Here is a 12,941-nt window from a genome sequence, read left to right on the forward strand (position 1 = left end):
GGCTTGCTCGCGAAGGCGTCGTGTCAGGCGACATCATTGTTGAATGACGCACCGCATTCGCGAGCAAGCCCGCTCCCACATTGGATCTTTATGCACTTCTATATAGCGGGCACCGGGCGAAAGGCGCGGTGCCGGTGCAATTCATATACCTTCGAGCATAGCGTCTGCCGGTGCTTCGGAGCGTTGCTTGGCGGTCAGCTGGAAATACAGGTAACCGGCGGCCATGAACCCGAGGAACACACAACCGATCAGCGTGTTGAACCAGGCCATCGCCACCAGGCACACCAGCGCCAGAAACAGCGCGATGGCCGGCACCACCGGATAGCCCGGCGCGCGGAAGGTGCGTTCCAGGTTCGGCTCGATTTTGCGCAGTTTGAACAGGCTGAGCATGCTGATGATGTACATCACGATGGCGCCGAACACCGACATGGTGATCATCGCCGCCGTCAGGGTCATGCCTTGCAGATTGACCAGACCGTCGCTGTAGATCGCCGCGATGCCGACCACGCCGCCGGCCAGGATCGCCCGGTGCGGGGTCTGGAAACGCGAGAGTTTGGCCAGACCTTTGGGCAGATAACCGGCCCGGGCCAGGGCAAAGAACTGTCGCGAGTAGCCGAGGATGATCCCGTGGAAACTCGCCACCAGTCCGAACAGGCCGATCCACACCAGCATGTGCATCCACGTCGAATTGTTGCCGACCACCGCTTTCATCGCCTGCGGCAGCGGGTCGTTGATGTTCGACAGTTGGCGCCAGTCGCCGACGCCGCCAGCCATCACCATCACACCGATAGCGAGAAACACCAAAGTCAGGATGCCGCTGACGTAGGCCCGTGGAATTGTGCGTTTCGGATCCTTGGCTTCCTCGGCCGCCATGGCTGCGCCTTCGATGGCGAGGAAAAACCAGATCGCGAAGGGAATCGCGGCGAAAATGCCCGGAATCGAACCCATCGTGAATTCATTGGCGCCGGACCAGCCGTTCAGCACAAAGTTGCTGAAGCTGAAGCCCGGCGCGACCACGCCCATGAACACCAGCAGTTCGGCGACGGCGAGCACGGTCACCACCAGCTCGAAGGTCGCGGCGATGCTGACGCCAAGGATGTTCAGGGTCATGAACACAAAATACGCGCCGACCGCCGCGAGTTTTGGATCGAGCCCCGGATATTGCACGTTCAGATAGGCGCCGATGGCCATGGCGATGGCCGGCGGGGCGAACACGAATTCGATCAGGGTGGCGATGCCGGCGATCAATCCACCTTTTTCGCCGAACGCCCGACGGCTGTAGGCAAACGGCCCGCCCGCGTGAGGAATCGCGGTGGTCAGTTCGGTGAAACTGAAGATGAAGCAGGTGTACATGGTCGCGACCATCAGGGCCGTGACCAGGAAACCCAGGGTTCCCGCGGTGCCCCAGCCGTAACTCCAGCCGAAGTATTCGCCGGAAATCACCAGGCCGACGGCAATGCCCCAGAGGTGCAGGGTGCCGAGTGTGGGTTTGAGCTGTGTGGTGGAAGTCATAAGTCCTCTCTGTCTTTTTTATTGTTCGATCTGTTGGACTTTCAGGAGTAGCGGTTGGGTGGGTGGAGGCTGTTCACGCAGCGGCAGTGTTCAGGCAAATCCTGAATGACGGGTAGGCAAGGCCCGTGCCAGAGCGGCCAGGCTATGTATGTAGTCATCAAGGACGCCAATCGCGAGCAGGCTCGCTCCCACAGGGGGAACGCGTTGTAAGTGTGGGAGCGAGCCTGCTCGCGATAGCGGTAGAAAGGCTAGGCAAAAACACCTGCCTAGCCCGTGTTTTAGAAGAAGCCCAACGGATTGATGTCGTAGCTCACCAACAGGTTTTTGGTCTGCTGGTAGTGGTCGAGCATCATCTTGTGGGTTTCCCGGCCGACGCCGGACTTTTTGTACCCGCCGAACGCGGCGTGCGCCGGGTACAGGTGGTAGCAGTTGGTCCATACACGACCGGCTTTGATGGCGCGGCCCATGCGATAGGCGCGGTTGATGTCGCGGGTCCAGAGGCCGGCGCCGAGGCCGAACTCGGTGTCGTTGGCAATCGCCAGGGCTTCGGCTTCGTCCTTGAAGGTGGTGATGCTCACCACCGGGCCGAAGATTTCTTCCTGGAACACACGCATCTTGTTGGTGCCCTTGAGCAGTGTCGGCTGGATGTAATACCCGGTCGCCAGGCTGCCCTCGAGTTTTTCCACTTTGCCGCCGGTCAGCAGTTCGGCACCTTCGCCCTTGGCGATTTCCAGGTACGACAGGATCTTGTCGAATTGCTGCTCGGACGCCTGGGCACCGACCATGGTGTCGGTATCGAGTGGGTCGCCACGTTTGATCTGGCTGACCTTCTTCATCACCGCTTCCATGAACTGCGGATAGATCGACTCCTGAACCAGTGCGCGGGAAGGGCAGGTGCAGACTTCGCCCTGGTTGAAAAACGCCAGCACCAGGCCTTCGGCAGCTTTTTCGATGAAGCTTGGCTCGGCCTGCATGATGTCTTCGAAGAAGATGTTCGGCGACTTGCCGCCCAGTTCCACGGTGGACGGAATGATGTTTTCGGCGGCGCACTTCATGATGTGCGAGCCGACCGGGGTCGAGCCGGTGAAGGCGATCTTGGCGATGCGCTTGCTGGTGGCCAGGGCTTCGCCGGCTTCTTTGCCGAACCCTTGCACCACGTTGAGCACGCCCGGCGGCAGCAGGTCGCCGATCAGCTCCAGCAGCACGCTGATGCCCAGCGGGGTTTGCTCGGCAGGTTTGAGCACCACGCAGTTGCCGGCGGCCAAAGCCGGGGCGAGTTTCCACGCGGCCATCAGGATCGGGAAGTTCCACGGGATGATCTGGCCGACCACGCCCAGCGGTTCATGGATGTGATAGGCCACGGTGTTGCCGTCGATTTCGGCGGCGCTGCCTTCCTGGGCGCGCAGGCACCCGGCGAAGTAGCGGAAATGGTCGGCAGCCAGCGGGATGTCGGCGTTGAGGGTTTCGCGGATGGCTTTGCCGTTGTCCCAGGTTTCGGTGATCGCCAGGGTTTCGAGGTTCTGTTCGATGCGGTCGGCGATTTTCAGCAGGATCAGCGAGCGGGCCTGGGCGGAAGTGGAACCCCAGGCATCGGCAGCGGCGTGGGCGGCGTCCAGGGCCTTGTCGATGTCTTCGGCCGTGGAGCGCGGGAATTCGGCAATCGGCTGGCCATTAACCGGCGAGGTATTGGTGAAGTACTGACCTTTGACAGGCGCGACGAACTCGCCGCCGATGTAGTTACCGTACTTGCTCTTGAACGAGACTTTGGCGCCTTCAGTACCGGGGTGAGCGTAACGCATGATGTTCTCCTTGGCTGTTGTACTTATCAGAGAGACGCGCATGAGCGCTTGCTATAAGCGTAGAGCAAAGGCCGGGCCACTGCCGTGCAGGTCAGGCAAATCAAGGCCTTGCGTGATTTCTGTCGGACAAGTGGCAAGCGCCTGTGACGGTATCGGTACAGCCTGGGTGACAGTTTGTACCGCTTCTGGCACAGCCCGTGACCGGGCGGTCTTGCCAGCATTGCAAAGACCGGTGGGCTGGAGGATGCTGGGCACCACTTCACGCATGGGCCGATGAGCCTCGGGGAGAATAATAAGAAATGCACGACAACCATTTGAGTCGCCATGCCCGGCAGGTTCTCACCGTCACCCAGGGCAAGCCGCACCTGCACGGCCCCGGTGCCGACCCGTCGATTGCCCGTTCGTGGCTGCGTTGTCTTGAGGACTATCACCTCGACCCGGCTCTGACCATGGCGCCGACCGTGCTCGAACACGGTCGCGTTCTCGAAAGCCGCGAACGGCTGCAACAGGTGTTGCAGATTGCCGGCAATGAAATGAGCAGTCTGCATCAACAACTCTCCGGCGCCGGCCACGCGGTGCTGCTGACCGACGCGCGCGGGGTGATCCTCAACTGCGTCACCGCTCCCGCTGAACGCAAGATTTTCGAACGCGCCGGCCTGTGGCTGGGTTCCGACTGGAGCGAGGCCTGCGAGGGCACCAACGGCATCGGTACCTGCCTGGTGGAACGTCAGGCCCTGACCATCCATCAGGACGAACACTTTCGCGGCCGTCACACCGGCCTGACCTGCTCGGCGAGTCCGGTGTTCGACCCGCACGGCGAACTGCTGGCAGTGCTCGATGTTTCCTCGGCGCGGCACGATGTCTCGCGGCAGAGCCAGTTCCACACCATGGCGCTGGTCAATCTGTCGGCGAAGATGATCGAGAGCTGCTATTTCCTGCGCTGTTTCGATAATCAATGGTTGTTGCGTTTTCATCTCCAGGCCGAGTCCGTCGGGCTGTTCAGCGAAGGGCTGCTGGCGTTTGACGGGGAAGGGCGGATCAGCGCGGTCAATCAGAGCGCATTGAATTTGCTCGGGCACATTCGTGGCGGCTTGCTCGGTAAACCGGTTGAGGCGTTTTTCGATTGTTCGCTGGATGAGTTGCTCGGGCGCGCCAGCGCCAATGCCAGCGCCAGTTGGCCGCTGCGCACCCGTGACGGGCGGCATCTGTTTGCGGTGCTGCGCGGTGAGACCCGCCGGCCGTTGCCGGTCGCGCCGGCTCCCGCGCCTGTGGAAGCGCCGCGTCTTGCAGGCATTTGCCTCGGTGATGCGACGTTGCAGGCGGATTTCCGCAAGTCGTTGCGGGTATTCGAGCGTGACGTGCCGCTGCTGATCAACGGTGAAACCGGCTCCGGCAAGGAAGCATTCGCCAAGGCTGTGCATAACGCCAGTCAACGCGCCGGCAAAGCCTTCGTTGCCCTCAACTGCGCGGCGATTCCCGAAAGCCTGATCGAGAGCGAACTGTTCGGCTATCGCGGCGGCAGTTTCACCGGCGCGCGCAAGGACGGCATGCGCGGCAAGTTGCAGCAGGCCGATGGCGGCACGCTGTTCCTCGATGAAATCGGCGACATGCCGTTGGCCTTGCAGACCCGTCTGCTGCGGGTGCTGGAGGACCGGCAAGTGGTGCCCATTGGCGGCGAGCCGGAAGCGGTCAACGTGCGGATCATCAGCGCCACTCACCGCAATCTGCTGGAGCGGGTCGACGATGGCAGTTTCCGTGAAGACCTGTATTACCGGCTCAACGGACTGGAAGTCGCGTTGCCGCCGTTGCGCGAGCGCAGTGACAAATCTCAGTTGCTGGATTTCCTGCTGGCCGAAGAGGCGGGCGGGGAAAAGATCCTGATCGAAGAACCGGCGCGCCAGGCGTTGCTGGGCTTCAACTGGCCGGGCAATGTGCGGCAGATGCGCAATGTGCTGCGCACGCTGGCGGCATTGTGCGATGAAGGGCGGATCGGGTTGGAGGATCTGCCGGCGATGTTTCGGCAGGTGCAGCCGCTGTTGGTCAAAGTCGATGAATCGTCGTCCGAACATCCATTGGAAGATGCCGAGCGGCTGGCGTTGCTCAATGCGCTGGAACACACACGCTGGCACATGACCCACACGGCGCAGCAACTGGGCGTGAGCCGCAATACGCTTTATAGAAAGCTGCGCAAGCACGGGATCGAGCGGCGTGTCAGTTAGAGCCCCCTCACCCTAACCCTCTCCCAAGGGAGAGGGAACCGACCGGTGTTTTCTCTCAAGTTGCGTCGACATAGATATCCGGTCGAACTCAGATTCTGAAAGCCATACAAATCAGCCCCCTCTCCCTCCGGGAGAGGGCTGGGGTGAGGGCAACAGTCTCCAGTCGGACCGAGATGTCGTGATCCACTCGCCCGGCTCCATCAGCTAAAGGATGCGATTTCCCCCTCCCTGCGCTAACCTGCGGCCATGTTTTACGAGGTCGACTATGCACATTCATATTCTGGGTATCTGCGGGACTTTCATGGGCTCGATGGCGGTTCTGGCCAAAGAGCTGGGCCATCATGTGACCGGCTCCGATGCCAACGTCTATCCGCCGATGAGCACCCAGCTCAAAGCTCAGGGTATTCAGCTAACCCAGGGTTACGACCCGGCGCAGCTTGATCCGGCGCCGGATCTGGTGGTGATCGGCAACGCCATGTCCCGCGGCAACCCGGCGGTGGAATATGTGCTGAACAAAGGCCTGCCGTACGTTTCCGGCCCGCAGTGGCTGGCCGACCATGTGCTGCAAGGTCGCTGGGTGCTGGCGGTTGCCGGTACGCACGGCAAGACCACGACCAGCAGCATGCTCGCCTGGGTGCTGGAACACGCCGGCATGAGCCCGGGTTTCCTGATCGGCGGCGTGCCGCAGAATTTCTCGGTGTCGGCGCGTCTGGGCGGCACGCCGTTCTTCGTGATCGAAGCCGACGAGTACGACAGCGCGTTCTTCGACAAGCGTTCGAAGTTCGTCCACTACCGTCCGCGTACCGCGATCCTCAACAACCTTGAGTTCGATCACGCCGACATCTTCCCTGATCTGCCGGCCATTGAACGGCAATTCCACCACTTGGTGCGCACCATCCCGAGCGAAGGGCTGGTGATTCACCCGACCACTGAGCCGGCCTTGCAGCGCGTGATCGAAACGGGCTGCTGGACTCCGGTGCAAACCACCGGTGCTGGCGGTCAGTGGCAGGTCAAGTTGCTGAAAGACGACGGCTCGGCGTTCGAAGTGATGTTCGAAGGCGTGTCCCAAGGCGTGGTCGAGTGGGAATTGACCGGTCAGCACAACGTTGCCAACGCCTTGGCCACTCTGGCTGCCGCGCGTCACGTCGGCGTTGTACCGTCGATGGGCATCGCCGGGTTGAGCGCGTTCAAGAGCGTCAAACGCCGGATGGAGAAAGTCGCGGAAGTGCGCGGCATCACCATCTACGACGACTTCGCCCACCACCCGACCGCGATTGCCACGACCCTCGACGGCTTGCGCAAACGCATTGGCGATGCGCCGCTGATCGCGATCATCGAGCCGCGCTCCAACTCGATGAAGCTCGGCGCCCACCGTGACGGTCTGCCGGACAGCGTGGTCGATGCCGATCAGGTGATCTGGTACGCCCCGGCCAACCTCGGCTGGGATCTGGCAGGCACCGCCGCGTTGTGCACCGTGCCGTCGATCGTCAGCGATTCGCTGGAAGGCATCATCGAACGGGTGAAGAGCCAGGCCCAGCCCGGCACTCACGTGGTGATCATGAGCAACGGCGGCTTCGGTGGCCTGCACGGCAAACTCGCCGAGGCGCTGAAATGAACACTCGTTTCGAGAGCAATGGCCCCGAACGCATCACGCTGGCGATGACCGGCGCGTCCGGCGCCCAGTACGGTTTGCGCCTGCTGGATTGTCTGGTGCGCGAGGATCGCGAGGTGCACTTTCTGATCTCCAAGGCCGCGCAACTGGTGATGGCCACCGAGACCGACGTGTCGTTGCCGGCCAAGCCGCAAATGATGCAGGCGTTCCTCACCGAATACACCGGCGCGGCCGCCGGGCAGATCCGCGTGTACGGCAAGGAAGACTGGATGTCGCCGGTGGCCTCGGGCTCCGGCGCTCCGGCGGCCATGGTGGTGGTGCCGTGTTCGACGGGCACGTTGTCGGCCATCGCCACCGGCGCCTGCAACAACCTGATCGAGCGGGCGGCGGACGTGACGTTGAAGGAACGGCGCCAGTTGATTCTGGTGCCGCGCGAAGCGCCGTATTCGAGCATTCACCTGGAACACATGCTCAAGTTGTCGAACATGGGCGTGACCATCCTGCCAGCCTCGCCGGGCTTCTATCACCAGCCGCAGACCATCGATGACCTGATCGATTTCGTGGTGGCGCGGATTCTCAACCTGCTGGGCATCCCCCAGGACATGCTGCCGCGCTGGGGCGAACACCATCTGAGCAGCGATGAATAAGCTGCTGGCGATCCTGCTGGTGTTGCAACTTACTGGCTGCGCCACGGCGCGCACGCTGGATGCCGCCAAGCCCGGCGCGCCGGTGGTGTATTCCGGCACCCGGCTGGATCTGTATGCGATGAATGGCGGATGTTGCGCGATGGATCGATTCGGCGCCGAGGCGCCGAGTTACCCCGGTGTGGATCTGCCGGCCAGCGCACTGCTCGACACGCTGCTGTTGCCGTTGTCGTTGCTGACGGTGATCGGCGTGGGGTTCCAGGCGACTGGCGGACTCTAAAAAGATCGCAGCCAATGGCTGCGATCTTTTGTTTTTACTTGCCGAGTTTTCTCAACTCATCCGATTCGACGATCCGTACCCCGTCCTGCTCCTCCAACGCCAGCCGCCACATGGCCCGGGCCAGTTGGCAGGCTTCGATGCCGCGGTATTTGCCAGGAATCAATTTGGAGAATGGCGCGGCAAGCTGCTCGCCCAGGCGGGGCTCGCTGCGTTCGCCGAGCAACAGCGATGGCCGACAAATGGTCAGTTGCGGCCAGTCCTGCGCGCGCAACGCGTATTCCATCTCGCCTTTGACGCGGTTGTAGAAAATCGAGGATCGGCGATCGGCGCCCAGGGCACTGATCACCATCAGGTGCCGTGCGCCCATTTCCCGGGCGCGCTTGGCGAAGGCTACGACCATGTCCAGATCCACGGCGCGGAACGCTTCTTCGGAGCCGGCCTGCTTGATGGTGGTGCCGAGGCAGCAATAGGCGATGTCGACGCGACCCGCCAACTGCGGCAGGAAGGTCTGTGGGTCGCCGACCGGGTTTTCCAGATGCGGATGTTCGGCCAGCGGCCGGCGTGAGGGGGCAAGGACACGGCTGATCGTTGGCTCGTTGAGCAGGCGGTCGAGCAGATGTTCACCGGTCAGACCGGTGGCTCCGGCAAGCAAGACATGCTGAGGCGTCAAGTACATAGTGTCTCTCCCTTGATACTGTTCAGCTTAGTTGCTCTTTGTCGCTCCGTCGTTCAACGCAGCACTTTGCAATGCTTTTCTCGCTTGTTGTTTACGCAGCAGTTGCCAGTGCGCCAGCACGGTTTTCGGCGCCCAGATCTGCGGTTCGGAGGCTTCGAAATTGTCCGCCAGTTCGCGCTCGGCAACGGTGGCCTTGGCCAGTTTGAAGGCTTGCTCCAGGTCGTCGGTCTGGTTCAGTGCCTGGGCAAACAGGGCATCGCCGAAGTAGGTGAAATTGGCCTCCTCGGAGCAACCGAACGACACGCGGTCGGCGCGTGAGGCGGTCATGATCAGCGTGCGTTCGTCCTTCAGCGCCGGTATGAAACCGCCGGAATAGCACGAGGAGATGACGATGATCTTGTCGCGGTTCTTCAGCGGTGCGAGCACGGCGGCGAGTTCGTCGGCGGGCAGGTCGGCCAGTTCCATTCGCGGCTGATCGAGCACCAGCTCGTGCTCGGCGGTGCCATGGCTGGTCAGATAGATGAAGACCAGATCTTCCGGGCCGCTGCGTTCGGCCAGGGTTTGAGCGGCGCGCCGCAGATTTTCGCGGGTGGCCATCGGCCGGTCGCCGAGGTGGTCGCGGTGGTTGACCAGGCGAATCTGGCCAAAGGCACCAAAACGGCTGGTGAGCATGTTCGCGACGTAATCGGATTCGCGCAGGAACACGCTCTGTTTGCCGTCGCCGCCGAGGGTCAGGGTGTACAGCTCCACTGCCGGGGTTGAGGCCGGTACGTTGGCCAGCGCCTCGTCAAGCAGGCGACCCTGGGCCAGCAGGCCGAGTTCGAGGGTGTCCGGCAGCAATTTGCCGTCGGCATCGCGTACCCGCTGGCCGTTGATCCAGGTGCCGCTGAGCACGCTGCCATCGGTGAGCACCAGGGTGCCGCGTCCGGAATAACTGTCGCTGTCGAATCCGCCGACGTAGAAACTGCCATCGGACAGGTTCAGGCGCCCCTGACCGCTGAAGCGCCAATCATTGAAGTAACCGATGTAGTGGCTGCCGTCGGCGCCGATCAATTCACCCTTCCCGGTCAGCGCGCCTTCCTTGAACTGCCCGAGCCAGACGTCGCCGTCGGCGTTTTCGTAGCGGCCCTTGCCGTGCAGTTGATTGTTCTTGAAACCGCCGACGTAAATGTCGCCGTCGGCGCTGTTGAAGGTGCCGTTGCCTTCGAGCTGGCCATTGACGAAGTGGCCGGTGAACTGATTGCCGCTGGCATCGCCGCGCTGGCCTTCGCCATTGGGTTTGCCGTGGGCGAACTGGCCCTGATAGGAGCTGCCGTCGTCCAGCTCCAGGCGACCGAGCCCGGAGTACTGGTCGGCCTTGAATTCGCCGCGATAGGTCATCGCGTTTTCCTTGAGGGTGCCTTCGCCGTCGCGCCGGCCCAGCTTGAAACCGCCGGTGTAGCTGCCGGCGGTGGTGGTCAACGTGCCCTGGCCGTCGAACAGCCCTTGCTGGAAGTTGCCGCGATAGACCTCGCCATTGCTGCCGTGCCATTCGCCCTGGCCATGCCATTGCCCCTTGTCGAACGCCCCGGCGTACCAGCTGCCGTTGGGGTAGTCGACCCGGCCCTGGCCTTGCAGCAAGCCATCGACCAGTTCACCGCGATAGCGGCCGCCGTCGGGCAGGCGCGCATCCGGCGGCAACAGCGATTCGCCGTCGCCACACGCGGCCAGCAAAAGGGTCAAGGCAAGGGGAGCAAGAGGGGCGAATGAGCGCATAGCGGGATCCGGGCAATTAGGCGACCGAGTATGCCGCAGCTATGTGACCTTATACAGCCGGCAGGGAGGAGCGGATGCGAAACAGCGTGAGCCGCTTCGCATCCAGGCGCTTAAACGAAGCAGAGCGACAGCGGTTCGGCGATGTAGGCCGGTTTGTCCGAACCTTCGATCTCCAGGGTGGCGGTGGCCTTGAGCAGCCACTGGCCAGGTTTTTTCTCGGTCACTTCACCCAGATCGACCTTGAGTCGGACTTTGGAGTCGACCTTGACCGGCTGGATGAAGCGCACGCTGTCCAGGCCGTAGTTGACCACCATCTTCACGCCTTGCGGCAGAACCAGAATGTCTTCCATCAGTTTGGGGATCAGCGACAGCGACAGGAATCCGTGGGCGATGGTGCTGCCAAATGGCGTTTGCGCGGCTTTGACCGGATCGACGTGGATGAACTGATAATCCCCGGTGGCTTCGGCGAACAGGTTGATGCGCTCCTGATCGATGGTGAGCCATTCGGAACGTCCGAGTTCCTTGCCGACATAATCTTTGAGCTCTGCAACTGGAACATAGGGCATTGAGACTCTCCTTGGGTTCATCGGTTTTATAGTTTTTCAGGTGGGGGATTTGACCGCCCTGCGAACCACTGTAGATCATCATGGCGATTTGCTCAGGTCAACCGACCATGCTTTTGGCGAATGCCGATCCATAGCGCAGGCGTGCTTATAATGCCGACGACTTGCGGGTTGGAAAGTAAGACGGAGATGTCCGATGTTGCTACGTGGCCTGACCATGCTGGTGCTGTTTCAATTGCTCGGCACGGCCCTCAATCATTTGCTGTTGCCGGTGCTGCCGGGGCCGATCATCGGCCTTTTGCTGTTGCTGGTGTTCCTGATCGTGCGTGGTGAAGTCGGGGAGCCGCTGAACCTCGCAGCCGGCAGCCTGTTGCGCTATCTGCCGTTGCTGCTGGTGCCGCCGGCGGTGGGCGTGATGGTGTATGCCACAGCGATTGCCGCGGATTTCTGGGCCATCGTCGGTGCGCTGGTGGTGTCGCTGATTCTGTCGATGGCTTTCGCTGGGGTGCTGATGCAGCGTCTGGTCAAACGTCACGCGCCGCATTCGGAGGAGTCCTGATGCTGTTCGACTGGCAAGGCGCCTGGGCCTCGGTGATTCACCATCCCCTGTTCGGCATCGGCATTACCTTGGGGGCCTATCAACTGGTGCTGGCGGCGTTCGAGAAAACCCGCTGGATCTTCCTGCAACCGGTGCTGGTCTCGATGCTGCTGGTGATCGGCGTGCTGGTCGGCTGCGGCGTGACCTACGCCGAGTACCGCAAGAGCACGGAAATCCTCAGCATTCTGCTGGGGCCGGCAACCGTGGCGCTGGCCGTGCCGCTGTATTTGAATCTGCGGCGCATCCGCCAATTGTTCTGGCCGATTTTTACTACGCTGGTGATAGGCGGCGTGGTCGCCACGGGGATGGGCGTGGCACTGGGCTGGTGGTTCGGGGCCGATCACATGATTCTGATGACCATGGCGCCCAAGTCGGTGACCTCGCCGATCGCCATGCTGGTGGCCGAGCAGATCGGCGGTGTCGCGGCACTGGCGGCGGTGTTCGTGCTGATTACCGGGGTGATCGGTGCGATCTTCGGCCCGGCGCTGTTGACTCGCCTGGGCGTACACAGCCCCGAGGCGCGCGGCATGGCGCTGGGCATGACAGCGCACGCGGTCGGTACGTCGGTGGCGTTGCAGGAAAGCGATGAATGCGGCGCCTTCGCGGCGCTGGCGATGAGTCTGATGGGCGTGGCCACGGCGGTGTTCCTGCCGTTGGCGGTGTCGATGGTGGTGTAAGGAAATGTCTATGAGTCTGCCGCTTTTTCCGCTGAACACGGTGCTGTTTCCCGGCTGCAATCTGGATCTGCAGATCTTCGAGGCGCGCTATCTGGACATGATCGGCCGCTGCATGAAACAGGGCGGCGGGTTTGGTGTGGTATGCATCCTCGAAGGCCACGAAGTCGGAGTGGCGCCCGAAGGATTTGCGATGGTCGGGTGCGAAGCGCGGATCACCGATTTCCAGCAACAGGACAACGGCCTGCTGGGAATTCGTGTGCAGGGCGGGCGGCGCTTTCATGTTCTGCGCACCGAGGTGCAGCGCGATCAGCTGATCGTCGCGGAGGTCGAGTGGCTGGATGAAGAGCCCGAGCAGCCTCTGCAGGACGAAGACGCTGATCTGGTGGCGCTGCTCAAGGCCCTGGCCGAGCATCCGATGGTCGAAGCGCTGAACATGGGCATCGAAGCGGCGGGGCAGCAGGCGCTGGCGAACCAGTTGGCCTACCTGCTGCCGTTTGCCGAGGAAGACAAGATCGACCTGTTGCAACTCGACGATCCGCAGCAACGCCTGGATGCGATCCAGGCGTTGCTCGACGAGTTGCAGGGTGAACTGTTCGCCTAGGACCG

The 12,941-nt window shown here is 62.1% G+C and carries 12 protein-coding genes; 7 read left to right on the forward strand and 5 right to left on the reverse strand.

Going from position 1 to position 12,941, the window contains the following annotated elements:
* Nucleotides 1-141: 141 nt before the first annotated feature.
* The gene (gene eat / locus CAF76_RS23215) at nt 142-1,512 is read right to left on the reverse strand and encodes an ethanolamine permease (RefSeq protein WP_085648678.1); all 1,371 of its coding nucleotides are present in this window, start codon (nt 1,510-1,512) and stop codon (nt 142-144) included.
* 278 nt (nt 1,513-1,790) lie between these two features.
* Entirely contained in the window at nt 1,791-3,311 is a 1,521-nt protein-coding gene (locus tag CAF76_RS23220; RefSeq protein ID WP_039771883.1) for an aldehyde dehydrogenase family protein, read from the reverse strand.
* 299 nt (nt 3,312-3,610) lie between these two features.
* Between CAF76_RS23220 and CAF76_RS23225 the strand changes: the two genes are divergently transcribed.
* From CAF76_RS23225 to CAF76_RS23240, 4 genes are all read left to right on the forward strand, one after another.
* A complete protein-coding gene (locus CAF76_RS23225) occupies nt 3,611-5,530 on the forward strand; it encodes a sigma-54-dependent Fis family transcriptional regulator (protein ID WP_085648679.1) in 1,920 nt (639 codons plus the stop codon).
* Nucleotides 5,531-5,795: 265 nt separating this feature from the next.
* On the forward strand, nt 5,796-7,145 hold the full coding sequence (gene mpl / locus CAF76_RS23230; protein ID WP_085648680.1) for a UDP-N-acetylmuramate:L-alanyl-gamma-D-glutamyl-meso-diaminopimelate ligase: 1,350 nt from the start codon (nt 5,796-5,798) through the stop codon (nt 7,143-7,145).
* On the forward strand, nt 7,142-7,789 hold the full coding sequence (gene ubiX / locus CAF76_RS23235; RefSeq protein WP_039771880.1) for a flavin prenyltransferase UbiX: 648 nt from the start codon (nt 7,142-7,144) through the stop codon (nt 7,787-7,789). The genes mpl and ubiX overlap by 4 nt, the downstream gene beginning before the upstream one ends.
* Nucleotides 7,782-8,066: a YceK/YidQ family lipoprotein gene (locus CAF76_RS23240; RefSeq protein WP_074691595.1), complete on the forward strand. Its 285-nt coding sequence runs from the start codon at nt 7,782-7,784 to the stop codon at nt 8,064-8,066. The genes ubiX and CAF76_RS23240 overlap by 8 nt, the downstream gene beginning before the upstream one ends.
* 34 nt (nt 8,067-8,100) lie before the next feature.
* Here CAF76_RS23240 and CAF76_RS23245 read toward each other — a convergent pair whose 3' ends face one another.
* The 3 genes from CAF76_RS23245 to CAF76_RS23255 all read right to left on the reverse strand — a co-directional run bounded on the left by CAF76_RS23245 (nt 8,101) and on the right by CAF76_RS23255 (nt 11,063).
* Nucleotides 8,101-8,742, reverse strand: coding sequence for an oxidoreductase (locus tag CAF76_RS23245; protein ID WP_085648681.1), 642 nt, complete (start codon nt 8,740-8,742; stop codon nt 8,101-8,103).
* A gap of 27 nt (nt 8,743-8,769) precedes the next feature.
* Nucleotides 8,770-10,497 (reverse strand): C13 family peptidase, encoded by a 1,728-nt coding sequence (locus tag CAF76_RS23250; protein WP_064599687.1) that lies wholly within the window; start codon nt 10,495-10,497, stop codon nt 8,770-8,772.
* Nucleotides 10,498-10,607: 110 nt separating this feature from the next.
* Nucleotides 10,608-11,063, reverse strand: coding sequence for a MaoC family dehydratase (locus CAF76_RS23255; RefSeq protein WP_064599685.1), 456 nt, complete (start codon nt 11,061-11,063; stop codon nt 10,608-10,610).
* A gap of 193 nt (nt 11,064-11,256) precedes the next feature.
* Here CAF76_RS23255 and CAF76_RS23260 point away from each other — a divergent pair, with 193 nt between their 5' ends.
* Genes CAF76_RS23260 through CAF76_RS23270 form a run of 3 tightly spaced genes read left to right on the forward strand, consistent with a single transcriptional unit; the run spans nt 11,257 to nt 12,936 of the window.
* Nucleotides 11,257-11,619 carry a CidA/LrgA family protein gene (locus CAF76_RS23260; protein ID WP_007958636.1) on the forward strand — a complete coding sequence of 121 codons (363 nt, stop codon included), beginning with the start codon at nt 11,257-11,259 and terminating at the stop codon, nt 11,617-11,619.
* Complete coding sequence (locus tag CAF76_RS23265) at nt 11,619-12,335, forward strand: LrgB family protein (RefSeq protein WP_064599683.1); 717 nt, start codon at nt 11,619-11,621, stop codon at nt 12,333-12,335. The genes CAF76_RS23260 and CAF76_RS23265 overlap by 1 nt, the downstream gene beginning before the upstream one ends.
* Nucleotides 12,336-12,345: 10 nt before the next feature.
* Nucleotides 12,346-12,936 (forward strand): LON peptidase substrate-binding domain-containing protein, encoded by a 591-nt coding sequence (locus tag CAF76_RS23270; protein WP_064599681.1) that lies wholly within the window; start codon nt 12,346-12,348, stop codon nt 12,934-12,936.
* Nucleotides 12,937-12,941: the final 5 nt, after the last annotated feature.

This window comes from Pseudomonas sp. B40(2017), from assembly GCF_002112855.1.
GTDB lineage: Bacteria > Pseudomonadota > Gammaproteobacteria > Pseudomonadales > Pseudomonadaceae > Aquipseudomonas > Aquipseudomonas pharyngis.

What these genes read in the sequence shown, in the direction of transcription:
- eat (WP_085648678.1), bottom strand. Translation starts at nt 1,512, where the DNA reads ATGACTTCCACCACACAGCTCAAACCCACACTCGGCACCCTGCACCTC.
- CAF76_RS23220 (WP_039771883.1), bottom strand. Translation starts at nt 3,311, where the DNA reads ATGCGTTACGCTCACCCCGGTACTGAAGGCGCCAAAGTCTCGTTCAAG.
- CAF76_RS23225 (WP_085648679.1), top strand. Translation starts at nt 3,611, where the DNA reads ATGCACGACAACCATTTGAGTCGCCATGCCCGGCAGGTTCTCACCGTC.
- mpl (WP_085648680.1), top strand. Translation starts at nt 5,796, where the DNA reads ATGCACATTCATATTCTGGGTATCTGCGGGACTTTCATGGGCTCGATG.
- ubiX (WP_039771880.1), top strand. Translation starts at nt 7,142, where the DNA reads ATGAACACTCGTTTCGAGAGCAATGGCCCCGAACGCATCACGCTGGCG.
- CAF76_RS23240 (WP_074691595.1), top strand. Translation starts at nt 7,782, where the DNA reads ATGAATAAGCTGCTGGCGATCCTGCTGGTGTTGCAACTTACTGGCTGC.
- CAF76_RS23245 (WP_085648681.1), bottom strand. Translation starts at nt 8,742, where the DNA reads ATGTACTTGACGCCTCAGCATGTCTTGCTTGCCGGAGCCACCGGTCTG.
- CAF76_RS23250 (WP_064599687.1), bottom strand. Translation starts at nt 10,497, where the DNA reads ATGCGCTCATTCGCCCCTCTTGCTCCCCTTGCCTTGACCCTTTTGCTG.
- CAF76_RS23255 (WP_064599685.1), bottom strand. Translation starts at nt 11,063, where the DNA reads ATGCCCTATGTTCCAGTTGCAGAGCTCAAAGATTATGTCGGCAAGGAA.
- CAF76_RS23260 (WP_007958636.1), top strand. Translation starts at nt 11,257, where the DNA reads ATGTTGCTACGTGGCCTGACCATGCTGGTGCTGTTTCAATTGCTCGGC.
- CAF76_RS23265 (WP_064599683.1), top strand. Translation starts at nt 11,619, where the DNA reads ATGCTGTTCGACTGGCAAGGCGCCTGGGCCTCGGTGATTCACCATCCC.
- CAF76_RS23270 (WP_064599681.1), top strand. Translation starts at nt 12,346, where the DNA reads ATGAGTCTGCCGCTTTTTCCGCTGAACACGGTGCTGTTTCCCGGCTGC.